The organism is Acinetobacter pollinis (assembly GCF_015627175.1).
Lineage (GTDB): Bacteria > Pseudomonadota > Gammaproteobacteria > Pseudomonadales > Moraxellaceae > Acinetobacter > Acinetobacter pollinis.
The window spans coordinates 44106-67914 of record NZ_VTDQ01000004.1; the positions used below are offsets into that span (position 1 = coordinate 44106).

The following is a 23809-nucleotide window of genomic DNA, read 5'->3' on the forward strand; positions in this document are numbered from 1 at the left end:
ATAATGACGCATCCATCTTTAGGGCCACATGAAGGCAACGAACTAGAATTAATGCTACAAAATAAAAAAGAGCTCGCATTTTTTTATACAGGTAGTGAAATACCTGATGCGTTTAATCCATACCTTAAGACTGGGCGATTGCATTGTAAAACGATTAAGTACGATCGGTTTTTGCAAGGTTTAGATGGAGAGATGTATCAGGTGATTCATTACATTATTTCACAACAACCTGAGTCTAAAAGTGGACTGAGGTTGGCAGCAGTTTTAGCCGAAATTATGCAAAAGGGATTTTGTCCTGATTTAGAGCGAGAAATCGGTCGTTTACTTGGATATGATCATGAAGATATTGAATACTACATTCAACATTGTCAGAGCAGGAGATAAAGTCTCCCTTGTTTTAATGAACGAACATATCCATAAATGTACGAATTTCTAACAGCGCTGTATCTACGCTTGAGGTCAGCCAAGTCGGTTCAAAAAAGCCACTATAAAATTCGAGCCGATCTTGTGGAACAACGATGCGTATAGGACATTCTTCATCTACCAGTTTCCAAGGAATAATTGGTACATCCTGATCTATAAATGGTGCAACATCACGAATATCTACAATCATAGCTACAATGCAGTCCGGATAAGGCATCACAGAAAATTCTTCTGTACGACGTCGAATGTACTCTAAATCTTGCCATTTTAGCTGATAAGTTTCCTTATGAAATTTAATCACACCAATTAAATGTTGATCACGTGTGTAATGCAGATAACACTCATGAGTGACATCAGTCGTTAAATCAAGGGAAACAGCTTGTAGCTTGTATGACATATAAAATGATCAGATAAAAGTGAGCGCGTAATTATAACGTATTTCGTCCGAATGCTAAAACATTATGGAATCATCTTTGATCCCAAAGAAGCATTAATATAGTTATATGTTTAATGTCATCAAATGCTAATTTTAATTATTCCGATAGAATAAAAAATTACTCTCCAACTAAGTGATATGTAATATTCATTTAATATTTTTGAAAAAAATCACATTTTATATTAAATTTGTGTCTTAATTTTGATTATTTATTGTATAATTTACTTTTTATTTAAATAACTTTTTCTAATGATCAGTGATGTTTTTTCTCTTTTAGAAAGTTTGGGGTTTGGATATCAAACACGAGCGATTCACGCTCAATTCTCAAGTCTGCTACTTAATCCACAACTTTTTATACAACGCATCGATGGCCACCATGAAGTGAATAAAGGCCTGAGTTGTGAACTCATTTTAATTGATTTGACTCTAGATAAAAAACCTAATCGAGAAACTGCAGACCATCAGATTCAAGAACAATATATGTTACGTTGGTCATTCTAAACCATCCGTTATGATGAAAGAATACTATTTCTAACTCAGATAAAATGACCCTTGATGAATTGGAACAAGCATTTAAGAAAAATCGTATAGCCACCTTTCACAAAAATGAGGTTCTTTTTTGTCTTCTCAATGAGTTGTTGTAATTGTTGTTTTTGTTCAGTAGAGAGACTGGTCTTTGTGGTAGATACTCCCGCTGTATCTCTAGTCGTTCCAGATTGTACACAACCACTTAAGGCTATGCTCGAGAGTAAGAGAAGAGCGAGTTTTTTTTGAATCATGGTCTAAAAAGTCGATGCACTAAAAGAGTCATGTATTAAATTTTAATTCAAATAAGATAATTTTTTCACTTAATTTTAAATAATTAATATTTAGTTTGAACATAATATGAAGCCTATATATAGCATCGGAAGTAGGGATATCTCTCACTAGATTTTTTCAGAGTAGATATTTCTATAATAAGCCAATATTTAATAAGATAATTTTTTTAATACATATCGAAAATCGTTAGAATCGTACCTATAACTTGAATCTCGTTATGTTAAAAGCCTATCTAAAAATAAGGGTAATTTTCTATAAAAAAGAGAAATTTGATATCTAAATTGGTTTTTTGGTATGTGTGACCTAAATGTTATAAAACAAATATAGTCTAGCTCTATCTATTTAAAAAGTTTTTTTATACTTATTGTTATCAGTTTTTTGATTATGATTAGATATCTGTATACTTATAAGCAAGTCATAACGTTAAGGCAGGTTATATCTATAATAAAGTACGGATGATATGACCTTATAATACGTATAAAAGCAAAATAGTTGGATAGACACATATTTTTATTGTGACTCATATCTCAATTTATTAAAGAAATGATATTGTTTTTATAGTGTTACGGTTATAAGCTAATACGAAGAACGAATGCTAAAGAAATAATGCACTTTATTATTGATGTAAAGATGCTTATCTAAATGTGTAATAAAAACAAGAGGGTATAATAAGATGGATAACTATCTAAAGGGCATGCAAGGAGGATTTGACTTCCATTACTATTGGAGTCAGTTCCAACCAATATTAGGCGCAATCATAATTTTTATTATTGGTTGGATATTGGCACTTGTTATTGCTGCTGGCGTAAAAAAAGCACTAAACGCAATTGATACAAATAAACGTTTGTCTACTGCAACGGGTCAAACACCTGAGTCAGATTATGAAGGGCTCATTTCAAAATTTGTTTTTTGGTTTGTCCTAATTATTGCAGTTGTTGCCTCATTTAATGTTCTAAATATCAATAGTGTAAGTGGTCCGTTTAGTGCCATGGTTACACAAGTATTGGTGTTTATTCCAAATCTCATTTCAGCAGCCGTTATTGGCGTGATCGGTTGGGTTGTTGCGCGTTTAGCAAGAGCAGGGTTAACAAACTTACTGGCAAGAACTGAACTTGATGAAAAATTGAGTGGAGATGTTGGTGTACAGCCAGTTAGCCAAAATATTGCAGATATTGTTTATTGGTTAATTTTATTACTATTTTTGCCAATTATTTTATCTATTTTAGGCTTAACAGGTTTACTTGTACCTGTACAAAACATGGTAAATGAGGCAGTTGGTTTCTTACCAAATATCTTCATTGCTGGTGTAATTATCTTTGTTGGTTACATTCTTGCAAAAATCGTACGTGGCATTATTGAAGGTTTAATTAATAGCTTTGGCTTACAAGCACAAGTTGAAAAATTTGGCCTATTTAAAAATACGGGTATTGCAAAAGTTTTAGGTTCTTTTGTTTCAGCACTAATTATGATCACATCATTAATTATTGCATTCGAAGCTCTAGGAATTCAGGCAATTTCTGAACCTGCAACAGCAATGCTTAACCAAATCATGTCTGCGATTCCAAATATTATTGCAGCAGGTTTAATTCTTGTTATTGCTTATATTGTATCGCGTTTTGTTGCGAACCTTGTAAAAGACGTTATTTCTGGTACAGGTGTAGACGATATTCCTGCGAAAGTTGATGTTCAACGTTTCATGGGAACAACAAAAGTTTCAGGTATTGTTGCATCTTTAATTGTATTTTTCACAATGTTGTTTGCGGTTTCTGAAGCAGCAAACCGTCTAGGATTTGATCAAGTAAGCCACTTAATTTCAATGTTTATTGAATTTGGTGCGAATATTTTACTTGGTGCCGTTATTCTGGTTATTGGTTTCTGGCTTGCAAATGTTGTTGCAAACATTGTTCAACGTGGTGAATATAAGAGTTCACGTTGGTTAGGCTGCTTAGTTCGTGTGTTAATCATGGGCTTAGTGCTTGCAATGGGCTTACGTGCAATGGGTATTGCAGATTCAATCGTAAACCTTGCATTTGGTCTAACACTCGGTGCTGTTGCTGTTGCATTTGCACTAGCGTTTGGCTTAGGTGGCCGTCAGCCTGCAGAGCGTCTTCTTACAGATCTTATGGATAAAGCAAAATCTGAAGGTTGTGCTTTAGACAAAAAATCTGAAGATACTTCTTCTACACCAAAGTTGAATGAGACAAACCCAACTAACGAACGTCCAAATGGCGAATAAGCAATAATGGATAAGTAGTTCTTAAAAGTTCGATCATCTTATGGTGATCGAACTTTTTAATCACTAGGAGAAAATGATGAGCCGTGAAAATAAAAAACCTGGTCGTTTTTTTGGACCTTTAGTTATTACTGGCATTACTGCTGGTGTGTTGTATTCGGCATATAAAGCGATTTTTAAAAAGCCCGAATATGAAACAACATATACAGAAAATGATGACTTTACGACGACAGAGCCGAAAAGTGTTTTACATCATAAAGATGATGAAAAAACCAAAAATGTGTCTGAAGAAGAGGAAAAAACTGAATCAGAAGATACACATGAGCCTAAAAAAGATCAAAATAATGAACCAAAGAATGGTTAATTATACATATTCTGCAGCGGCAGCTGCAGATGCCCATGCCCATTGAAAGTTAAAACCACCTAAATGGCCTGTCACATCTAAAATTTCCCCAATAAAAAATAAACCTTTAACTTTATTACTTTCCATTGTTTTAGATGACACTTCTTTGGTATCTACACCTCCCAAAGTGACTTCCGCAGTTCGATATCCCTCCGTACCCGATGGTTTCACAGAAAATGCATGAAGCTGTTTTGCAATTTCATTTAACCTTTGGTCGCTTATTTGACCAATCGCAGTTTCTGACTCTTGTGCCCAAAAAAGTTGTTGGAACTCTTGAATAATACTTTTTGTGGTATATGAACTTAATATAGTCCTTAATAACACTTTAGGTTGTTCTCTTTTTTTCTCTTGAAATAGCTGCAATACATCAAGTGTTGGAAAGAAATTAATCGTAAGTGGTTCACCATGTTTCCAGTAATTAGAAATTTGTAATGCGCTTGGTCCACTTAAACCACGATGGGTAAATAGTAATGCTTCGGTAAATGATCTCAGAGAGTGAGATAACGTGACATCTAATGCATTTCCACTTAAACGAATGGCAACATCTTTGATGTAGTCTGAAAAAGTAAATGGAACAAGGCCTGCGCCCGTTGGGTAAATATGGTGTCCAAATTGTTTTGCAATTTCATAACCAATACCTGAACCGCCTAGAGTTGGAATAGATAAGCCTCCACTTGCAACGACGAAAGATTCACAGAAGAAATGTCCATGATTAGATGTGATCTCAAATGAAAGATCATCACGCTGATGAACCTCTGTGACTTCATGATCTGTTTTAATCGCGACATGCTGGGTTTTAGCGCACTCATCTAGTAGTAAGTTGAGAATGTGCTTAGAGCCTTTTGTTGTGAAAAGTTGACCATGTTTTCTTTCCTCATATTCAACTTGATAGTCAGATACAAGTCCAATGAAATCCCATTGTGTGTAACGAGAAAGGGCAGACTTTACAAAATGAGGATTATGGCTGATATAGTTATCTGGTTCGATATAGAGGTTGGTAAAATTACATTTTCCACCCCCAGACATTAATATTTTTTTACCTACTTTGTTGGCTTTTTCTAATACAAGTACAGAACGACCACGACGACCCGCATGTGCTGCAAGCATGAGTCCTGCTGCTCCTGCACCTAAAACAATTACATCAAATGTTTGTTGTGTCATGACCTTCTGCCGTTAATGAAAAGCGCTGAATTATACGTGATTTCGAATAAACTGTCGTTACATCAAACTCGATTTTCCTTGCAAGCCACCTGTATGAATGAGTAAGATTTTTGTACCTTGTGGGAAAATGGATTGATTAATTAAGTCAAAAATTCCATAACACATTTTTCCTGTATATATCGGTTCTAAAGGCATACCGTATGCTGTTTCAAACCATTTTATAAAACTGATTAGTTCAGGTGAGGTTTTTGCATAACCACCGAAACAATACTCATCTGTAATATGCCAATGTGTTTTGGTTGTCAATTTTTTGAGGTCTTTTGCAAGGAAGTCTCCTTTCAATGCTGAAAAACCCAATATTTTACATGAGGGAGGCGTTGACTGAATTAAACCTAATAATGTTCCACCTGTACCTACAGCGCAACAAATGATATCGTATTGACTCGTTTCAGATGGTTTAAGAATTTCTTTACATCCTTCAATAGCGAAAGCATTGGTTCCACCTTCAGGAATAATATAAATATTGGGATATTGTGCTTTTAATTGTTCTAAGTAATTGTATTGATCACGCATCTTATATTCGCTTCGAGACACAAATGAAAGTTGCATCTGACATGCATCATGCGCAAAGCTGAGAGTATGGTTTAAAGGTTGGTTAGCAAGTTCTTCGCCACGAATAATACCAATACTCTTAAAATTATAATATTTTGCTGCATATGCAGTAGCAGCAATATGATTAGAATATGCGCCCCCAAAAGTAAGAATCTGTGAATATCCTTGTTGTTTTGCTTCTATTAAATTGTATTTGAGTTTATAAAATTTATTGCCTGAAATATAAGGATGAATTTGATCAAGGCGTTTTATATCAACATGTACACCATTTTTAATGGTGACATGTTCAATAGGTGTATTATTTTTAATATCTTGGAACATAGGGCATTATTTGGCTGAATTTGTATCTACTGAAGTTTCGACAGACATTCCTGGACTTAAACGAGAAAGATCTTGTTGATTGTCATCAATACTAATACGTACAGGAATACGTTGCACGACTTTTGTAAAATTGCCTGTCGCATTATCTGCTTTGAGTACACTAAATTCTGAGCCAGCAGCAGGTGAAATCTGTTCAACGTGGCCTGTGAATTTCTGGTGGTTAAGTGCATCTACAGTAAAAGATGCTTTTTGTCCGATTTTAATACCATCCATTTGTGTTTCTTTAAAGTTTGCAATAATCCAACGTTTAGGAGGAATTAGAAAAAGTAGTTGTGTGCCAGCAGCGACATATTGTCCAAGACGTGGGGTCACTTCACCAAGTTGACCATCCATAGGCGCTGTAATAATAGCGTAATTTTTAGTGATTTGTGCCTGATCTAATGCTGCTTGGCTATTTTTAATTTGTGCATCTAAACCAATTTGTGCAACTTGAGCCGTTTTCAGTGCTTCGTTAGAAACATCTAAATTGGCTTGGGCTTGTTGCAATAAAGCCAAATTATTTTTCACTGATGCATTTGTAGAGTCGAACTCTGTTTTAGAGATTGCGCCTGTATTTTGTAGCTCTCGATAACGACGTAATTGCTGTAAAGAAAGTTGGTATTGTGCATCTGCTTGCGCAATTTTTGCTTTTGCTGCAAGAATATCTGCTTTGCGTTGCTCAATGGTTTGATTCTGATTTCTAGATGAATTTTTGGCTTGATCAACGGTTGCTTGAGCTTGAATAACTTGTTGGTCGTAACGATCAGGATTAATTTTAATAAGTGGCTGTCCTTTTTTTACGTGATCGAAATCATTAACAAGTACTTCTTGAATATATCCATTAATTTGCGACGACAGTACTGTTGTTTTACCTTTAATATAACTATTGTCTGTTTGCTGAATTGGACTGTTAAAAGGCCCAAGTCGCCATGCCCATAAAATTGCAGCAATACCAATTAATAAAACAAAAAACATTAATATGAGCGTCGATTTCTTCGTTTTAATGAGCTTTCCAACACGAGGAATAGATTTAATTTGTATGTTGGCATCATCCATTTTTTTTGTATTTTTTGATTCAGTATCGTTGGTATTACTCATGTTTTTTACTCAAAATGTTAGGCATTCTTTTTACGGGATGCATAAAACTTATCCCACAAAATATTAAAGCTTGTCCAAAGAAATAGAATAATTGCAATCCAGCTATTTAAGTTGATGACATCATTATAAGCACGTACCTGAGCTTCTCGTGTCGCAATTTGTGCCAGTGATTTGACGGCTTGACCTTGATCTTGTGAAGTATCTGTAAGATTAGAACTATATTTTGCTTTATACTGATTAATTCGATTGGTGACATTTGGATCTGTCGCATCCATAGTTCGGTTAATATCTAACTGATAGACCTGTGTTTGATGTTTTTGATACGTATTATAAAATGATGAGCCTACTAAACTACCAAAGTTTTGGGTGGCAGAAAATAGCACAATAAAGGTGACTACATAGCTTGCACCTTGTTGTAATGTCTTTCCCATACCTGTTAAAAGTAATGGGCCAATAAACACACCATTTGCAAATGCAATGAGGAACTGACTATAAAAAAAGTTTTCTGGACGTACATCACTGGTTAGGTGTGCATCTAATCGACTTGCAATAAGAATGAGGAATGTTGCGAGTAGAAGGTGTAAGACTGTTCTTTCACGAGAAAAAGTAAGTGCGCTAAAAACAACACCACATATCGTTGCAATAAAAATAACACTATATAGTCCTACAAATTGGTCTGGGCCCATACCTACGGTTTTTAAAAAATTGACAGCGGCATAACTCTGTTCTGAAAGTAAGAAGCGTAGAAAAAATGCACCAAAAATAAACCGAATCATGGGGATAGTACCCAACCATCGTGTCATTAAAAGAGGGTTAGTTCTTTGATGCTCGTAGAAAAAACCAAATACAATAAGTGTAAAGCCTATAATGAGGATATACGCTAACCATGGGCTATCAAACCACCATAGAATAGGGCCTTGTGTTAAAACAATACATAAACATGCAAAACCTGGTGCAAGAAGTGCAAATGTAAATATATCTCCTTTTTCAAATACAGCAATACGAATACTGCGTGGTAATTTTAATGAAACCACCATGGCATAACAACAAATTGCAAGCCCAAGCTCAAATGTATATAAGTCTTCCCAGTTATTTACATTCACCAGATAAGGGGAAATAATCCACGCAAGTGGTATGCCAAGCTGGCCAAATCCAAAGCCCAAATATAGCCCTTTGAGGCGATGTACCTTACCAAAAGCTTGCATAATGTAATACATGCCTAAAGAGCTAAGAGGAGCTACCACAAAACCACTAATGCAACGTGCAAAAACAGCCATGTGATAATTCTGTACCAACAGGTGAAGTACCATTACAGCAATAAACCCCAGTAAACCAATCTCTGTAAATGCCCGTAAACCGTACTGTTGCCTTGCTTTAAATAAGATAAGGTTTGAACTGACATTCGCCATTACATAAGCTGCAGGTAACCATGCACCTTCAGAGGGGGTAATGCCATACTGACCTTGTAGTTGTGGTAGATTCGCCGTGATAAAACCGTTGCTTAAACCAGAAGTAATGGCAATAAATGTACCAATAATAAAGTATAGATAGCGCTTTGATTTGGGATGATCTAAAGCTGGTGGAGAACCAGGGATGACTGGTTTTTCATCATCCTCCCATGCAGGGGGTGTTTCTAAATATCTGGGTTTATCATTGGACATGAAATACCTAATCTTTGACAATTATGTGGCGAGATTCGTTCTTAGATTTTTCTTATTCTAAGATGTATTACTTAATATATATTGGTATAGGTAACTTCGATTTATAATAAAAATATTATAAATCAAAGCATATAAAAATATTGGAAATTAAATTTTTTATTATGTAAGTCATACTTATTCACTAGTTATATAGTGAATAAATTATAAAAAAAAATTATGATTCAAATTAAAATAATTGAATTTTTATTATTAAATAAATCCTTTAAGTTTATTAAATGTCCTGTAACTAAGAAAGTGAATAATGAAAACACAACACGATATTAATCAAAAACAATATGCAGATAAATCGATCAGTTATTTAAATAGCCAAGTTCATGCACAAGGTATTGAGTTCAAAAAAATCATAAACTTAATTTCAAATCAGCAGAAAAGTTGTGTTTTAGATTTAGGGTGCGGTGGTGGTCATGTCTCTTATCAAATAGCACCTTTTGTGAAAGAGGTTGTAGCATATGATTTATCTGCCGAAATGTTGGAAACTGTTAAAGATGCGGCAAATCAAAAACACTTAAATAATATTAGAGTTCAGCAAGGCCCTGCGGAAAGGCTTCCTTTTTCAGATCAAACATTTGATTTTGTGGTTAGTCGCTTTTCAGCACATCATTGGCAAAATATTAGTCAAGCAATGCAAGAAATAAGACGGGTGCTTACCAAGGGTGGCGTATTTATTCTGATTGATATCGTAGGTTCAAATAATCCAGCATTTGATACATTTTTGCAAAGTATTGAAGTAATCCGAGATCCAAGTCATGTAAGAGATTATAGTTTAGCGGAATGGATTAATTTGGCTGAGAAAGCTGAGTTTGAGGTCGATATTATTGAGAAGCAAAAATTACAGCTTGATTTTCAGCAGTGGGTTGAACGTATGAAAACGCCGTCAGAAGCCATTCATACAATTCGATATTTGCAAGAAAGTGTATCTGATCATGTAAGGAGTTATTTTAATATTCAATCAGATGGAAGTTTTGAAACAGAAGTGGGTTATTTTGTCTTTCGCTAATATCTTATTAAATATGACGTTTATGCCACTGGTGAATGGTGCTCCATCGCCAACTGATTAGAGTCACTACATATAAAATAAGAGAGAAAGATAATGCCTCGATAAGTAGTCCTGAAAACAATACTTTGGTTATGGTTGTATCAATATACCCATGACCAAAATGCGTTAACCAAGTTGAAATCTGATGGAATGTCGTAAGTAAAACTTCTTTATCAATCATTTGTACATGATAAATTTTACTACCAATCCAAAATGCGATGTAGAGAATAGGTGCAATAGTTAAAGGATTGGTTAACCAAGCAAGACTTAAACCAATGGGTAAATTAACTTCAAGTAATAAAATTGCAATAACAATTAGTATACTATGGAATGGGATAGGCAAGAGTCCAAAAAAAGCGCCAATAAATACCGCTTTGGAAATAGATCTGCGATTAACATACCAAAGTAATGGATCTCGCGTACGACTTCCAAAAAGCTTCATCATCTTTGAAGATGCAACTTTTTCAGAGGTCGGTAGCCAAGATTGAAGCGTTTGTTTTAGCATAATTATCGCGTTATCTATTTCATATTTAGTATAACGTAGATTTAACTGATATTAATTTAATTAATCTTAAATGGAAATTATCTATATGATTTGTATAAATAAATATTTTATTTTAAACGTAAGAATTTATAAATAATTATTCCAAAGACCAACCCCCAAAAAGCAGAGCCAATACCAAGAATTTGTATACCAGATGCGCTTAATAGAAATGTAAATAATGATGCATCACGACTGTCACTGTCTTCGAAAGCAACGCTGATGTTGTGACTAATTGTGCCAAGTAGGGCAATACCTGCAACGGTAATAATAAATAACTGGGGTAGGTTAATGAGTAGGTGGGTAAGATATGTTGCAAATATTCCCATTAAGATATAGCAGATGCCACAACATATTCCTGCAACATAACGTTTTTTGGGATCTGGATGAACTTGATGATCTAAACTAACTGCGGCACTAATAGCAGCTAGACAGACAGAAAAAGCACCAAACGGAGCAAAGCAAGTTTGAGTAACACCAATCCATCCTACAATTTGATTGGTATTTGGTTGATAACCGTAACTTTTGATCATGCCAATTCCTGGTAAAAATTGAGATGAGATATTTACAATAAATAGTGGAATTGCGAGGCCGATAATACTTTGCAGAGAAAAAGTGGGACTTATCCATAAAGGTGTTGTGAGCTCAAGAGATAAGCTAGGAATAGAGACATCGCAAAAAATTGTACTGAGTATAAAAGCAATACATACCATAATAACAATACTATAACGTGGTACATAGCGTTTAAGTATGAAATAGCTAGACAAGGTTCCTAATGTAAAAAACCACTGATCTGGCAAATGAATAAATAGATTTAAACCAAATTTAAGTAAAATTCCTGCAAGCATGGCACAACTTAGACTAAGTGGAATTTTAGACATAATTTTTTGAAATATTCCAGAAAAACCAGTGATGGCAACCAATATACCGCACACAATAAAAGCACCAATTGCTTCAGCAAGTGAGTAGTGTTGACTTGATGCAATGATGAGAGCAATTCCTGGTGTTGACCATGCTGTTGAAACGGGGTATTTATATTTCCAAGAGAGTAATGCTCCGATTAGCCCAATAGATATACCTAATGCAAAAAACCATGAAGAAATTTGAGCAGGTGTTGCACCAAGACGTTGAGCTCCCTCTATGACTAAAACAGCTGAAACACTTATTCCAATAATAAAAGTAATTATGCCTGCAAATGCTGCGCTGAGAGAGAAATCGTTTATAAGCTGTTTTAGCATTAATCAGGCCATTTTTAAGAGTTTATGCCTGTAATTTAGCAACTTAATAGAAGAATGTGCTTTCTAATTTGATTAAAAATTAATAAAATTATTTCAATAATGTGTGTTTTTGGGTAATAATATTTAAAAATTATACTTAATAAGGGGATATTATTTATGTCAGACGTTGGCTTGAATCAGCTATCGAATTTAGATTTAAAAATTATGCGTGCTTTGCAAGAAAATGGTCGTTTGACCAATGCTGAGTTGGCAAAAATAGTAGGTATTAGTAGTTCTTCATGTTGGAAACATACTCAACACTTATTTGCAATTGGTGCAATTGTAGATATCCGAGCGATTATTAATCCAATGATGGTGCAAAAAGAAACGGTTGTACTGGTGGGGGTGGTTCTAGATCGTTCTACACCTGATAGTTTTGAAGAGTTTGAAGCTCATGTAAAGAAACTACCAAATGTTTTGGAATGTTATTTAGTTGCAGGGGAGGTTGATTATTTCTTAAAGCTACGTGTTAAAGATTTAGCTGAATTTAATCGATTTCATAGTGAAAAAGTCATTGCATTACCAGGGGTAAGGCAAGTTAGGACATTCTTTGTCTTAAATGAAGTTATTACAGATGGGCTTTTATCTTTTTGATGAAGAAGTAAAACCTCAGTTAAAACTGAGGTTTTACTACAACTAAAATAACGACGGCAAATAAGATAACTGTAGGCAACTCATTAAACATTCGCCAAAATTTATGCGTTTTATAGTGAGCATTATCCATAAGTTTTTTTCGATAATAGCCACAAATAAAATGATAAATGACAAGCAGACCAACCAATCCAACTTTGAAATAAAACCAAAGTGCTTCATGATAATGTCGAGTTGCATCCCCCCAGTCTACTAAAAAGTGTGCCGTAATGAGTGTCGCGATCATTGCTGGCCACATAATTCCACGATAAAGCTTACGCTCCATAATTTGGAATCTTTCATGACTGACTTGATCATTACTCATTGCGTGATAAACATATAATCGTGGCAAATAAAACAATGCCGCGAACCAGCATACCACCGCGATAATATGTAGTGCTTTTACCCACAAAAATGCACTAGAGGGAGCATCCATAAGCCTTCCTTACATTAGCTTTCCCACTTTTTGAAAATGAGACAAGCATTTACACCACCAAAACCAAAACTGTTACTCATTACAGTATTTAATTTTGCATCACGTTTTTCAAGTACAATATCGAAACCTTCAGTACCTTCATCAAGTTCAGTCACGTTAATGTTTGGTGCAATGAAGTCATTTTGCATCATCAAAATAGAATAGATTGCTTCTTGTACACCCGCAGCACCTAGGCTGTGGCCTGTCATCGATTTTGTTGAGCTGACTGGTGGAACATTACCTGTACCAAAAGCATTTTCCATTGCTTTTAATTCTGTAATGTCTCCAGCAGGTGTAGAAGTACCATGTGAATTCACATAGTCTACTTTCTCAACACCATGCTGTTTTGCTTCGTCAAGTGCCATCAGTACACAACGTGTTGCACCTTCACCACTTGGAGCAACCATATCTGCACCATCACTATTTGCAGCGTAAGCAACAATTTCTGCAATAATATTTGCACCACGTGCTTGAGCATGTTCAAGTGATTCAAGAACAAGGAAGCCACCGCCACCTGCAATGACGAAACCTGCACGGTCTTTAGAGTATGGGCGAGAAGCAGACTCTGGTGTGTCATTAAATTTATTACTTAATGCACCCATTGCATCGAACAGTAAGCTTTGTGACCAGTGGTCTTCTTCCCCACCACCTGCAAGCATAAGATCTTGTTTGCCAAGTGCAATAAGGTTATAAGCGTAGCCAATCGCATCTGCAGAAGTTGCACAAGCACTTGCTACAGAATGAGCGACACCTTGCAATTTAAATGCAGTGCCAAGGTTCGCTGTGATTGTGTTTGTCATGTTTCTTGGTACAAAGAATGGACCAACTTTACGAGCACCTTTGGTCTCTAGTATTTCATTCATTTCAACAACTGAAGCTGTTGAACCACCACCTGAACCACCTGCGATACCGTAACGAGGGTTGCCACCCAAGTCAGAAACCTCTAATCCTGCTTGTTTTAATGCATCTAATGCAGAGTTGTATGCATACATTGCACATACACCCATAAAGCGCTTTGTTTTACGATCAATATGGTCAAACTCTTGCTCAGCAGGTGCACTCACATGGCTCTTAAAGTTTAGATCTACATGTACTTGATTAAGGCGAGTACCTGAGATCCCTTTTTTTAAAGATTCAGTGACTTGTTCTAATGAGTTACCAATGCATGAGTTAATTCCCATGCCTGTAATGACGACACGTTTCATCGACAGATCCCTTTAATATGGTGATGAGTAAGTATTATCATTATGATATCAATTACTCATATATTGATGTTTAATGCATAATAACAGAAAGCTTTTTTAAATCTTATGGCAAATGGTATATGTATTTTTAGGATTCATATAAAAAATGAGCATGTTGTCGTATTTAATGAAAAGATACATATTAAAGTTGAGATAAATGGTGTGTAATTCTAATATTTATTAAGTATCTAAAGAAAAATAATTGGGAGATGGATATGCCAAAAACAGGTAATAACCCTTCATTAAAGCCAGTCCATCATATTTTTGGAGTGGCTAAAAAGCTCAGTAGCGAAGCGTTTCAAAAACTCAATGACCATACAATGAAAACAGATCCCATGAAAATGCAAACGAATAATACAACAAAACTAAATAACCAAACTTTAGATAAATCACAATTAGTCATGCGCCAGTACGTGCCAGATATGTCGCAAAAAATATTTGGCAGACATTATGGTTCTGTTTCTAAAATTGCGAGTTTTTTATCTCCAATTGGAGGAGATCAGGTTGCAGATTATTTGTATAATAAGATAAATCAAACAGCTGAAAAAATGAGTGCAACAGATCTTATTTTATCGCAAGCTGGTGTAAAATCGTTGCAGGACTTAGAGCACGATATTTTACGTGCAGGACGTTTAAGTCAGGCACTCATTGAACAAAATAAATGGCTTGTAAGTATACAAGCAGGCATTTGTGCGCCATTAGGTATTGTAGGATTGGCCATAGATGTACCTTTATCTTTAATTTTTGTATTAAAAACAGTTTACCAGACAGGTCGTGCTTATGGTTTTGAGTTGACCGATAAAGATCAAGATGTAATTCAATTTATTTTTCAAAATATTCCAATTGAAAAGATCGTAGAAAAGCAAAGTCTACTTTTGTTAATTCGATCAATTTCAGGTGCTTTAGAAACACATGATATTCAGAAATTACAAAGTTTTATGGGATCACAAAGTGACTTTGAATGGTTCTCTAATTTATTGAAAGATCAGTCGATTCAGCCTGAATGGCTTGAAAAAATATCTAAGATTTCTTTAGCAAATAAGCTCACGCCAGTTATTTTATCTGGTTTGGGGGCAGTATACAGTTGGAAGCTTATTGATGAAGCGGGGCAACAATCACAGCATATCTTTTCTATTGCACGTGATTATCTTTTAAACCACCCCAATGAGCCACTTTCAATTCTTGATGCTTATCAGGCTTCGGTAAAGTCGATAGGAAACAGAAATTAGATATTTTTGTCTAGTTTCATGCTGTATTAAAAGATAGCCTGATCAAGGTGTGTTTATATCAATTTTTTTGTCAATAAATATATTCTTTCATACTTAATTATGCCGATGAAATAGTTAATATTTGTTTTATATAAATTTTTATTAAGTAATCGATTGGATTGACTCTAAAAAGGCTTTTTCATCTTATATTGACCAAGATACAGTTTTTGAATACAATTATGTGCCCTCAAAAAGAGTTAAATTTCCTTTTGTGGGGTTTTTTATTAACGGGAGAATTGCCATATGGCAACAACAAATCAATTGATCCGTAAGGGTCGTTCAACTTTGGTTGAAAAATCCAAAGTTCCTGCGTTGAAGGCTTGTCCACAACGTCGTGGTGTATGTACTCGTGTTTATACAACTACACCTAAAAAACCAAACTCAGCAATGCGTAAAGTTTGCCGTGTACGTTTAACTTCAGGTTTTGAAGTTTCAAGCTACATCGGTGGTGAAGGGCATAACCTACAAGAGCACAGTGTTGTGCTTATCCGTGGTGGTCGTGTTAAAGACTTACCAGGTGTACGTTACCATACCGTTCGTGGTTCATTAGACTGTGCTGGTGTAAAAGATCGTAACCAAGCACGTTCTAAATACGGTACTAAGCGTCCTAAGAAATAATTAGGCCTTAAAACCAAAAAAACCTTTAGCGTTTCGCTTGTTTGATCATTTAGATTTTTAAATCAAGCGACGTATAGTAAGGCCAGCGTCATGTGCATGACACTTTGCACAAACTGCTGGATCATCCTGAAGTGTCATATTATTAGGTGTATTAAAATGCCAAGACGTCGCGTAGTCGCTGCCCGTGAAATCCTTCCGGATCCTAAGTTCGGTAGCCAAACAATCGCTAAATTCATGAACCACGTTATGCAAGACGGTAAAAAATCGATTGCAGAAAGCATTGTTTATGGTGCTTTAGACCGCGTTCAAGAAAAAAATAAAGTAGACCCAGTTGAATTCTTCGAGACTACTCTTGAAAAAGTTCGTCCTATGGTCGAAGTAAAAGCTCGCCGTGTTGGTGGTGCTACATACCAAGTACCTATGGAAGTGCGCCCATCCCGTCGTACTGCTCTAGCTATGCGTTGGTTAGTAGACGCTGCTGCAAAGCGTTCTGAAAAAACTATGGCTTTACGTCTTGCTGGCGAGTTGCTTGATGCGGCTGAAGGCAAAGGTGCTGCAATTAAAAAACGTGAAGACGTGCACCGTATGGCTGAAGCTAACAAAGCCTTCTCTCATTACCGTTTCTAAGCGGATAAAACAGGCCTTCAAAAAAATAATATTAAAAATACTTGTATTTTTAATATTTGAACGCATTAAGTCATTTAGACTTAATGCGTCCTGTTTTATAAATAACATTAGGAATGTAAAACATCATGGCTCGTCAAACTCCTATTTCTCAATACCGTAACATCGGTATTTCTGCACATATTGACGCAGGTAAAACGACCACTACAGAACGTATCTTGTATTACACTGGTGTATCTCACAAAATTGGTGAAGTGCATGACGGTGCTGCAACGATGGACTGGATGGCGCAAGAACAAGAGCGTGGTATTACAATTACCTCAGCTGCAACAACTTGCTTCTGGTCTGGTATGGCTAACCAATTTAAACAACACCGTATTAACGTAATTGATACTCCAGGACACGTTGACTTCACAATTGAAGTAGAACGTTCTATGCGTGTTCTTGACGGTGCTTGCATGGTTTACTGTGCAGTTGGTGGTGTTCAGCCTCAGTCTGAAACTGTATGGCGTCAAGCAAACAAATATAAAGTACCTCGTTTAGCATTCGTGAATAAGATGGACCGTACAGGTGCAAACTTCTTCCGTGTTGTTGAACAGATGAAAACACGCCTTGGTGGTAACCCTGTACCTATCGTAATTCCAATTGGTGCAGAAGATACATTTACTGGTGTTGTTGACCTTCTCGAAATGAAAGCAATTATTTGGGATGAAGAATCTCAAGGCATGAAATTCGATCTAGGTGAAATCCCAGCTGATCTTGTTGACACTGCAGAAGAATGGCGTGTGAACATGGTTGAAGCAGCAGCAGAAGCTTCTGAAGAGCTCATGGACAAATACCTTGAAGAGGGTGATCTTTCTAAAGAAGACATCATGAAAGGTTTACGTGCGCGTACATTAGCATCTGAAATTCAAGTGATGCTTTGTGGTTCAGCATTCAAAAACAAAGGTGTTCAACGTATGTTGGATGCTGTGATTGAATACTTACCATCGCCAACTGAAGTACAAGCGATTCGCGGTATTTTAGATGACAAAGCTGAAACTGAAGCAACTCGTGAAGCATCTGATGATGTTCCGTTCTCTGCACTTGCATTCAAAATTATGAATGACAAATTCGTAGGTAACTTAACGTTTATTCGTGTGTATTCAGGTGTTCTTAAGCAAGGCGATCCTGTATTTAACCCAGTTAAGTCTAAGCGTGAACGTGTTGGCCGTATCGTGCAAATGCACGCAGACCAACGTCAAGACTTAGATGAAATTCGTGCGGGCGATATCGCTGCATGTGTAGGTCTAAAAGACGTAACAACTGGTGATACGCTATGTGATGAGAAAAACATCATTACACTTGAGCGTATGGAATTCCCTGAGCCAGTAATTGCACTGGCAGTTGAACCAAAAACAAAAGCTGACCAAGAAAAAATGTCAGTGGCGTTAGGTCGTTTAGCAAAAGAAGATCCTTCATTCCGTGTACGTACAGATGAAGAATCTGGTCAAACAATTATTGCTGGTATGGGTGAACTTCACCTTGACATCATTGTTGACCGTATGAAGCGTGAATTCGGTGTTGAAGCAAATATTGGTAAACCAATGGTTGCTTACCGTGAAACAATTCGTAAAACAATTGAACAAGAAGGTAAATTTGTTCGTCAAACAGGTGGTAAAGGTAAATTCGGTCATGTATATGTTCGTTTAGAGCCAATGGATCCTGAAGGCGATAAAGAATACGAATTTGCTGAAGAAGTTGTTGGTGGTGTAGTACCTAAAGAATTCTTTGGCGCTGTGGATAAAGGTATCCAAGAGCGTATGAAGAATGGTGTCCTTGCTGGTTACCCAGTTGTAGGCATTAAAGCGACATTGTTTGATGGTTCTTACCACGATGTCGACTCTGATGAATTGTCGTTCAAAATGGCAGGTTCTTACGCATTCCGTGACGGTTTCATGAAAGCAGATCCTGTTCTTCTTGAACCAGTTATGAAAGTTGAAGTAGAAACTCCAGAAGACTACATGGGCGATATCATGGGTGACTTAAACCGTCGTCGTGGTATGGTTCAAGGTATGGATGACCTACCTGGTGGTACTAAAGCAATTCGTGCTGAAGTTCCACTTGCTGAGATGTTTGGTTACGCGACACACATGCGTTCTATGTCTCAAGGTCGTGCAACTTACTCTATGGAATTTGCAAAATATGCTGAAACTCCGCGTAACGTGGCTGAAGGCATCATTACTAAATTCCAAACAGGTAAATCAGGTGACGACGAGTAATCTTTCGATTACTATATTACCTAACCCAATTTGAGTTAAAAACCTATTGCTCATAAGTGACCCTTATGAGCAGTTAATAAAGGAAGATCATCATGGCTAAAGCCAAGTTTGAACGTAATAAACCACACGTAAACGTGGGAACAATTGGTCACGTTGACCATGGTAAAACAACTTTAACAGCTGCTATCGCAACGATCTGTGCGAAAACTTATGGCGGTGAAGCTAAAGATTACGCAGCAATCGACTCTGCGCCTGAAGAAAAAGCTCGTGGTATTACAATTAATACATCTCACGTAGAATATGATTCTCCAACTCGTCACTACGCTCACGTAGACTGCCCAGGACACGCCGATTATGTTAAAAACATGATCACTGGTGCTGCTCAGATGGACGGTGCGATCCTTGTATGTGCTGCGACTGATGGTCCTATGCCACAAACTCGTGAACACATCCTTCTTTCTCGTCAGGTAGGTGTACCTTTCATCATCGTATTCTTAAACAAGTGTGACCTTGTTGATGATGAAGAGTTACTTGAATTAGTAGAAATGGAAGTTCGTGAACTTCTTTCTTCTTACGACTTCCCTGGTGATGACACTCCTGTAATCCGTGGTTCAGCATTAGCTGCACTTAACGGTGACCAAGGTGAGTATGGCGAATCTGCAGTAATTGCTCTAGTAGAAGCGTTAGACTCTTACATTCCTGAGCCAGAGCGTGCTATCGATAAAGCATTCTTAATGCCAATCGAAGATGTATTCTCAATTTCTGGTCGTGGTACAGTTGTAACTGGCCGTGTAGAATCAGGTATTGTAAAAGTTGGTGAAGAAGTTGAAATCGTTGGTATTAAAGACACGGTTAAAACAACTGTAACTGGCGTTGAGATGTTCCGTAAACTGCTAGACGAAGGTCGTGCAGGCGAGAACTGTGGTGTTCTTTTACGTGGTACTAAGCGTGAAGACGTACAACGTGGTCAAGTATTGGCTAAGCCAGGTGCAATTAAGCCACACACTAAATTCGACGCAGAAGTATATGTACTTGCGAAAGAAGAAGGTGGTCGTCATACTCCATTCTTAAATGGTTACCGTCCACAGTTCTATTTCCGTACAACTGATGTAACTGGTGCAATCCAGTTGAAAGAAGGCGTTGAAATGGTTATGCCAGGTGACAACGTTGAAATGTCAGTAGAATTGATCCACCCAATCGCAATGGACGCAGGCTTACGCTTCGCGATTCGTGAAGGTGGTCGTACTGTAGGTGCTGGTGTTGTTTCTAAAGTAACAGCATAATCACTGAAAAGTAAAAAAACGCTCCTTTGGGGCGTTTTTTTATTGCAAAAAATTTGTTTTATCTAGAAAAAACGCTTAAAAAGATTATAATCAGCAAAAATTTACTGACTCATCAATTATGATTCGTTTTATGGAGCAAGCTGATATTGCTCAGGTTTATGAAATAGAAAAAGCAGTACAAACACATCCTTGGTCATTAAAGCAATTTGAAGAAGCTTTAAACTATCAGGCAACAGTATATGTTAAAGATAATAAAATATGCGGTTTTTGTATTTTACAGCCCGTTTTAGATGAGGCGAATTTATTACTTATGGCAGTGATGCCTTCAGAACAAGGTCAAGGAATTGGTTTTAAATTATTAGAAGGATCTTTAAATTTATTAACGAATCATCCAATACAAATTTTTTTAGAGGTTCGTGAAAGTAATCTGGCAGCAATAAAATTATATGAAAAAGCTGGATTCCATCAAATTGATGTTAGAAAAAATTATTATCCCAATAAAGATGGTTCACGAGAACATGCGATCATCATGATTAAATTGTGTAGTGATGATTTTAGTGCATACATGAAAAAATAATCATTTATTTCCCCAAAAGATTTTGCAAATCTGTAGGATAGGTTGTCATTAAAGACTCGCCTAAATGAATGATTTCTTCTGATGATAATTGCTTATTTAAAGTATGCCATTGACCATCAATAAATAATTGAAAAGGGGCATATTGTGATTTGTAATTCATTTTATTAGAGTGGGGTACCCAATAACCAAGATAAACATAATCCAGATTAAGTGATTTCACATATTCGATTTGTTTAAGAATAGCGAATACACCAAGTGAGCGTTTATTCTCTTCAGGTTCAAAAAATGTATAGACTGCAGATAGTCCATCATCTAAAGCATCGCATACAGAAACACTAATAAGCTGTTCATTTTTCCAAAGTTCCAAGAAAAAACTTTCTGTACATGTATGCAGTAAGAACTTTTCAAATTGTTCTTGGCTTGCAGGGTACATATCACCATCTTTATGTCGGATGTTAATATATTTCTCGTACAAGTGATAATGCTGTTCAGTAGCTTCCTGAATCGGTGTGATTTTCATACTTAAGTCTTGGTTACGTTTCCAAGCCTTTTTCTGTTGGCTATTCATTGTGAATTCTTCAACAGGAACACGGCAAGAAAGACATTGTCGGCAAGAGTGACATTCTGGTCTGTAAATATAATCGCCACTGCGCCGAAAACCAGTTCTAGATAGGTCTGACAATGTAAGTACGTCAATACGTTGTTTCGGGTCAAGAAAAACCATTCTTGATGGACGTGCATTTAAGTAGCTACAGTCATGTGGAGGCGTAATAAAATACTGTAGCGTACTTAAAGGGGACTTCGGGGTGTATGTATTCATATTCGTCTCCCTCCAGTTTGATTATTTGGAAAGTAATTGCTTCATATTTGCAATGTTCTTACTAGAAAATACACTGTCCTGATACTTTTTCCAATCAATTCTAGGATGTTTTATAACAGATTGTAACGAATTTAAATAATTCTCTCGACTCATCGTAGTAGCACCTAAGCTGAGTAGGTGATCATTTACCAATTGACAATCGATCCATGGTAGATTTTGTTCAGTTCCTACTAGCATTAGTGTATAAAAAGCCATTTTTGATACATCTGTACGTTGACTAAACATGGACTCACCAAAACAGCCATGACCAATAGTTAAACCATATAATCCACCAATTAGCTCATCTTTGTCCCAAACCTCTATGCTATAACCAAAACCCTGCTCAAACATGGAGACATAGCTTTCAATAATATCTTCGCTAATCCATGTTTCATTGGTGTAATTTCTTGGTAGTGCGCATTTACGTATGACTTGCTCAAATGCATGATTAATCGTGATTTTATAATCATACTTTTTCATATTTCTTAATAACGACTTACTTGGAATATAAGCATTCGGCAAGATAATACAGCGTGGTTCAGGACTCCACCAACAAATGGGTTCATCTTCATTAAACCAAGGAAATAGTCCATGTGTGTATGCTTCAAGCAGAGTTGAAGGGGAGAGGTCAGCGCCGAAGCAAATTAAACCATGTCCTTCTGGGTCGGCATCTTTAGGCAATGGAAATGTATAATGCGATGGGTGAATATGACTCATAGTTAGATAACAATTTTATTTTAGGTATAAAAGAAAAGCCGTAATAATTACGGCTTTTAAAGTTATTCGATATTGTCTAGATATTTTTCAGCATCTAGTGCAGCCATACAGCCTGATCCGGCAGAGGTAATCGCCTGACGATAAACGCTATCTGCAACATCACCAGCAGCAAAAACACCCGCGACAGAAGTTGCTGTTGCATTACCCGTAGTTCCGCTGTGAATTTGGATATAGCCATCTCGTAATTCTAATTGGTCTTTAAACATCTCTGTATTTGGTTTATGGCCAATTGCAATAAATAGACCTTGGACATCTATATTTTGCGTTGAATTATCTACTGTAGATTTTAAGCGTACACCAGTAACACCAGTCTTATCGCCTAATACTTCATCTACTTGATGATTCCAAACAATTGAAATTTTACCTTCTTTTTCTTTTTCGAAGATATGATCTTGTAATATTTTCTCAGAGCGTAGGCTGTCTCTGCGGTGAACAAGTGTTACATGTGCAGCAATATTAGAAAGATACAGTGCTTCTTCAACTGCAGTATTACCACCACCAACAACCATTACATTCTGATTTTTATAGAAAAAACCATCGCAGGTTGCACAGGCACTCACGCCTTGGCCCATAAATGCTTGTTCAGAGGCTAGACCTAAATACTGTGCAGTCGCACCAGTAGCAATAATGAGCCCATCACAAGTATATTCACCCATATCACCTTTCAGGGTAAATGGACGATTTTTTAAATCAACTTCATTAATATGGTCATAAAGAATTTCTGTACCAAATCGTTCCGCATGTGCTTGCATACGTTCCATTAATGCAGGGCCTGTAAGACCTTCAGGGTCACCTGGCCAGTTATCTACTTCGGTCGTCGTTGTTAATTGACCACCAAGTTGTAGCCCTGCAATAAGTGTAGGCTTTAAGTTTGCACGTGCTGCATATACCGCTGCGCTATAACCTGCAGGGCCCGAACCTAAAATGATCAATCGCGAATGGCGAGCGCTCATAAGAATTCCTTTATAATAAATCGTTAATAAAATTATACGCCAAAGAAGAATCTTTGTGTTGTGCGTAAATGTTGATATTATGGATGGGCTAAATCGATTTTAGCTATGTTAATATATAAA

The 23809-nt window shown here is 36.5% G+C and carries 24 protein-coding genes; 12 read left to right on the plus strand and 12 right to left on the minus strand.

Annotation, left to right across the window (positions count from 1 at the left end; all coding sequences use genetic code 11):
- Positions 1–3 precede the first annotated feature (3 nt).
- Positions 4–384, plus strand: coding sequence for a hypothetical protein (locus tag I2F23_RS02860; RefSeq protein WP_195771063.1), 381 nt, complete (start codon positions 4–6; stop codon positions 382–384).
- Between the two features lie 13 nt (positions 385–397).
- On the opposite strand, the gene I2F23_RS02865 is transcribed toward I2F23_RS02860, so the two are convergent.
- Positions 398–820 carry a hypothetical protein gene (locus I2F23_RS02865; protein ID WP_195771064.1) on the minus strand — a complete coding sequence of 141 codons (423 nt, stop codon included), beginning with the start codon at positions 818–820 and terminating at the stop codon, positions 398–400.
- 288 nt (positions 821–1108) lie between these two features.
- On the opposite strand from I2F23_RS02865, the gene I2F23_RS02870 reads away from it, so the two are divergent.
- The 3 genes from I2F23_RS02870 (at position 1109) to I2F23_RS14070 (ending at position 4275) form a co-directional block, all read left to right on the plus strand.
- A complete protein-coding gene (locus I2F23_RS02870; protein ID WP_195771065.1) occupies positions 1109–1360 on the plus strand; it encodes a hypothetical protein in 252 nt (83 codons plus the stop codon).
- A 991-nt stretch (positions 1361–2351) separates the two neighbouring features.
- The gene (locus I2F23_RS02875; protein WP_195771066.1) at positions 2352–3914 is read left to right on the plus strand and encodes a mechanosensitive ion channel; all 1563 of its coding nucleotides are present in this window, start codon (positions 2352–2354) and stop codon (positions 3912–3914) included.
- Between the two features lie 76 nt (positions 3915–3990).
- A complete protein-coding gene (locus I2F23_RS14070; protein ID WP_195771067.1) occupies positions 3991–4275 on the plus strand; it encodes a hypothetical protein in 285 nt (94 codons plus the stop codon).
- Here I2F23_RS14070 and I2F23_RS02885 read toward each other — a convergent pair whose 3' ends face one another.
- The 4 genes from I2F23_RS02885 to I2F23_RS02900 are packed head-to-tail and all read right to left on the minus strand — an operon-like array spanning position 4276 to position 9206.
- Positions 4276–5475 carry a BaiN/RdsA family NAD(P)/FAD-dependent oxidoreductase gene (locus I2F23_RS02885; protein ID WP_195771068.1) on the minus strand — a complete coding sequence of 400 codons (1200 nt, stop codon included), beginning with the start codon at positions 5473–5475 and terminating at the stop codon, positions 4276–4278.
- Between the two features lie 57 nt (positions 5476–5532).
- Positions 5533–6408: a 1-aminocyclopropane-1-carboxylate deaminase/D-cysteine desulfhydrase gene (locus I2F23_RS02890; protein WP_195771069.1), complete on the minus strand. Its 876-nt coding sequence runs from the start codon at positions 6406–6408 to the stop codon at positions 5533–5535.
- A gap of 6 nt (positions 6409–6414) precedes the next feature.
- A complete protein-coding gene (locus I2F23_RS02895) occupies positions 6415–7503 on the minus strand; it encodes an HlyD family secretion protein (RefSeq protein ID WP_228284794.1) in 1089 nt (362 codons plus the stop codon).
- A 59-nt stretch (positions 7504–7562) separates the two neighbouring features.
- A complete protein-coding gene (locus I2F23_RS02900) occupies positions 7563–9206 on the minus strand; it encodes an MFS transporter (RefSeq protein WP_195771071.1) in 1644 nt (547 codons plus the stop codon).
- A 301-nt stretch (positions 9207–9507) separates the two neighbouring features.
- Between I2F23_RS02900 and I2F23_RS02905 the strand changes: the two genes are divergently transcribed.
- On the plus strand, positions 9508–10263 hold the full coding sequence (locus I2F23_RS02905) for a class I SAM-dependent methyltransferase (protein ID WP_195771072.1): 756 nt from the start codon (positions 9508–9510) through the stop codon (positions 10261–10263).
- 7 nt (positions 10264–10270) lie between these two features.
- On the opposite strand, the gene I2F23_RS02910 is transcribed toward I2F23_RS02905, so the two are convergent.
- Both I2F23_RS02910 and I2F23_RS02915 read right to left on the minus strand, forming a co-directional pair.
- Complete coding sequence (locus I2F23_RS02910) at positions 10271–10813, minus strand: DUF2062 domain-containing protein (RefSeq protein WP_195771174.1); 543 nt, start codon at positions 10811–10813, stop codon at positions 10271–10273.
- A 101-nt stretch (positions 10814–10914) separates the two neighbouring features.
- Complete coding sequence (locus tag I2F23_RS02915) at positions 10915–12081, minus strand: benzoate/H(+) symporter BenE family transporter (protein WP_195771073.1); 1167 nt, start codon at positions 12079–12081, stop codon at positions 10915–10917.
- A gap of 156 nt (positions 12082–12237) precedes the next feature.
- On the opposite strand from I2F23_RS02915, the gene I2F23_RS02920 reads away from it, so the two are divergent.
- The gene (locus I2F23_RS02920) at positions 12238–12714 is read left to right on the plus strand and encodes an Lrp/AsnC family transcriptional regulator (protein WP_195771074.1); all 477 of its coding nucleotides are present in this window, start codon (positions 12238–12240) and stop codon (positions 12712–12714) included.
- A gap of 19 nt (positions 12715–12733) precedes the next feature.
- On the opposite strand, the gene hemJ is transcribed toward I2F23_RS02920, so the two are convergent.
- Complete coding sequence (gene hemJ / locus I2F23_RS02925) at positions 12734–13186, minus strand: protoporphyrinogen oxidase HemJ (RefSeq protein WP_195771075.1); 453 nt, start codon at positions 13184–13186, stop codon at positions 12734–12736.
- A 14-nt stretch (positions 13187–13200) separates the two neighbouring features.
- Positions 13201–14430, minus strand: a complete 1230-nt coding sequence (locus I2F23_RS02930; RefSeq protein ID WP_195771076.1) for a beta-ketoacyl synthase N-terminal-like domain-containing protein — start codon at positions 14428–14430, stop codon at positions 13201–13203.
- A gap of 254 nt (positions 14431–14684) precedes the next feature.
- On the opposite strand from I2F23_RS02930, the gene I2F23_RS02935 reads away from it, so the two are divergent.
- The 6 genes from I2F23_RS02935 to rimI all read left to right on the plus strand — a co-directional run bounded on the left by I2F23_RS02935 (position 14685) and on the right by rimI (position 21100).
- Positions 14685–15698, plus strand: coding sequence for an EcsC family protein (locus I2F23_RS02935; RefSeq protein WP_195771077.1), 1014 nt, complete (start codon positions 14685–14687; stop codon positions 15696–15698).
- A 282-nt stretch (positions 15699–15980) separates the two neighbouring features.
- The gene (rpsL, locus tag I2F23_RS02940) at positions 15981–16355 is read left to right on the plus strand and encodes a 30S ribosomal protein S12 (RefSeq protein ID WP_023272703.1); all 375 of its coding nucleotides are present in this window, start codon (positions 15981–15983) and stop codon (positions 16353–16355) included.
- A 156-nt stretch (positions 16356–16511) separates the two neighbouring features.
- Positions 16512–16982 (plus strand): 30S ribosomal protein S7, encoded by a 471-nt coding sequence (rpsG, locus tag I2F23_RS02945; protein ID WP_070069440.1) that lies wholly within the window; start codon positions 16512–16514, stop codon positions 16980–16982.
- Positions 16983–17107: 125 nt separating this feature from the next.
- Positions 17108–19240, plus strand: coding sequence for an elongation factor G (gene fusA, locus I2F23_RS02950; RefSeq protein ID WP_195771078.1), 2133 nt, complete (start codon positions 17108–17110; stop codon positions 19238–19240).
- 92 nt (positions 19241–19332) lie between these two features.
- Positions 19333–20523, plus strand: coding sequence for an elongation factor Tu (gene tuf, locus I2F23_RS02955; RefSeq protein ID WP_195771079.1), 1191 nt, complete (start codon positions 19333–19335; stop codon positions 20521–20523).
- A gap of 118 nt (positions 20524–20641) precedes the next feature.
- On the plus strand, positions 20642–21100 hold the full coding sequence (gene rimI / locus I2F23_RS02960) for a ribosomal protein S18-alanine N-acetyltransferase (protein ID WP_195771080.1): 459 nt from the start codon (positions 20642–20644) through the stop codon (positions 21098–21100).
- 4 nt (positions 21101–21104) lie between these two features.
- On the opposite strand, the gene I2F23_RS02965 is transcribed toward rimI, so the two are convergent.
- The 3 genes from I2F23_RS02965 to trxB all read right to left on the minus strand — a co-directional run bounded on the left by I2F23_RS02965 (position 21105) and on the right by trxB (position 23689).
- Positions 21105–21920 carry an arginyltransferase gene (locus tag I2F23_RS02965; protein ID WP_195771081.1) on the minus strand — a complete coding sequence of 272 codons (816 nt, stop codon included), beginning with the start codon at positions 21918–21920 and terminating at the stop codon, positions 21105–21107.
- 21 nt (positions 21921–21941) lie between these two features.
- Positions 21942–22676 (minus strand): leucyl/phenylalanyl-tRNA--protein transferase, encoded by a 735-nt coding sequence (gene aat / locus I2F23_RS02970; RefSeq protein ID WP_195771082.1) that lies wholly within the window; start codon positions 22674–22676, stop codon positions 21942–21944.
- A gap of 62 nt (positions 22677–22738) precedes the next feature.
- Positions 22739–23689 carry a thioredoxin-disulfide reductase gene (gene trxB / locus I2F23_RS02975; RefSeq protein WP_195771083.1) on the minus strand — a complete coding sequence of 317 codons (951 nt, stop codon included), beginning with the start codon at positions 23687–23689 and terminating at the stop codon, positions 22739–22741.
- Positions 23690–23809: the final 120 nt, after the last annotated feature.

Excerpts from the sequence above, each read along its gene's own strand:
- I2F23_RS02900 (WP_195771071.1), bottom strand. The coding sequence starts at position 9,206 with ATGTCCAATGATAAACCCAGATATTTAGAAACACCCCCTGCATGGGAG.
- I2F23_RS02895 (WP_228284794.1), bottom strand. The coding sequence starts at position 7,503 with ATGGATGATGCCAACATACAAATTAAATCTATTCCTCGTGTTGGAAAG.
- I2F23_RS02865 (WP_195771064.1), bottom strand. The coding sequence starts at position 820 with ATGTCATACAAGCTACAAGCTGTTTCCCTTGATTTAACGACTGATGTC.
- rpsG (WP_070069440.1), top strand. The coding sequence starts at position 16,512 with ATGCCAAGACGTCGCGTAGTCGCTGCCCGTGAAATCCTTCCGGATCCT.
- I2F23_RS02890 (WP_195771069.1), bottom strand. The coding sequence starts at position 6,408 with ATGTTCCAAGATATTAAAAATAATACACCTATTGAACATGTCACCATT.
- I2F23_RS02860 (WP_195771063.1), top strand. The coding sequence starts at position 4 with ATGACGCATCCATCTTTAGGGCCACATGAAGGCAACGAACTAGAATTA.
- I2F23_RS02905 (WP_195771072.1), top strand. The coding sequence starts at position 9,508 with ATGAAAACACAACACGATATTAATCAAAAACAATATGCAGATAAATCG.
- trxB (WP_195771083.1), bottom strand. The coding sequence starts at position 23,689 with ATGAGCGCTCGCCATTCGCGATTGATCATTTTAGGTTCGGGCCCTGCA.
- I2F23_RS02870 (WP_195771065.1), top strand. The coding sequence starts at position 1,109 with ATGATCAGTGATGTTTTTTCTCTTTTAGAAAGTTTGGGGTTTGGATAT.
- I2F23_RS02935 (WP_195771077.1), top strand. The coding sequence starts at position 14,685 with ATGCCAAAAACAGGTAATAACCCTTCATTAAAGCCAGTCCATCATATT.
- I2F23_RS02930 (WP_195771076.1), bottom strand. The coding sequence starts at position 14,430 with ATGAAACGTGTCGTCATTACAGGCATGGGAATTAACTCATGCATTGGT.
- fusA (WP_195771078.1), top strand. The coding sequence starts at position 17,108 with ATGGCTCGTCAAACTCCTATTTCTCAATACCGTAACATCGGTATTTCT.
- hemJ (WP_195771075.1), bottom strand. The coding sequence starts at position 13,186 with ATGGATGCTCCCTCTAGTGCATTTTTGTGGGTAAAAGCACTACATATT.
- aat (WP_195771082.1), bottom strand. The coding sequence starts at position 22,676 with ATGAGTCATATTCACCCATCGCATTATACATTTCCATTGCCTAAAGAT.
- I2F23_RS02920 (WP_195771074.1), top strand. The coding sequence starts at position 12,238 with ATGTCAGACGTTGGCTTGAATCAGCTATCGAATTTAGATTTAAAAATT.
- I2F23_RS02875 (WP_195771066.1), top strand. The coding sequence starts at position 2,352 with ATGGATAACTATCTAAAGGGCATGCAAGGAGGATTTGACTTCCATTAC.
- rpsL (WP_023272703.1), top strand. The coding sequence starts at position 15,981 with ATGGCAACAACAAATCAATTGATCCGTAAGGGTCGTTCAACTTTGGTT.
- rimI (WP_195771080.1), top strand. The coding sequence starts at position 20,642 with ATGATTCGTTTTATGGAGCAAGCTGATATTGCTCAGGTTTATGAAATA.
- I2F23_RS02915 (WP_195771073.1), bottom strand. The coding sequence starts at position 12,081 with ATGCTAAAACAGCTTATAAACGATTTCTCTCTCAGCGCAGCATTTGCA.
- I2F23_RS02885 (WP_195771068.1), bottom strand. The coding sequence starts at position 5,475 with ATGACACAACAAACATTTGATGTAATTGTTTTAGGTGCAGGAGCAGCA.
- tuf (WP_195771079.1), top strand. The coding sequence starts at position 19,333 with ATGGCTAAAGCCAAGTTTGAACGTAATAAACCACACGTAAACGTGGGA.
- I2F23_RS02965 (WP_195771081.1), bottom strand. The coding sequence starts at position 21,920 with ATGAATACATACACCCCGAAGTCCCCTTTAAGTACGCTACAGTATTTT.
- I2F23_RS14070 (WP_195771067.1), top strand. The coding sequence starts at position 3,991 with ATGAGCCGTGAAAATAAAAAACCTGGTCGTTTTTTTGGACCTTTAGTT.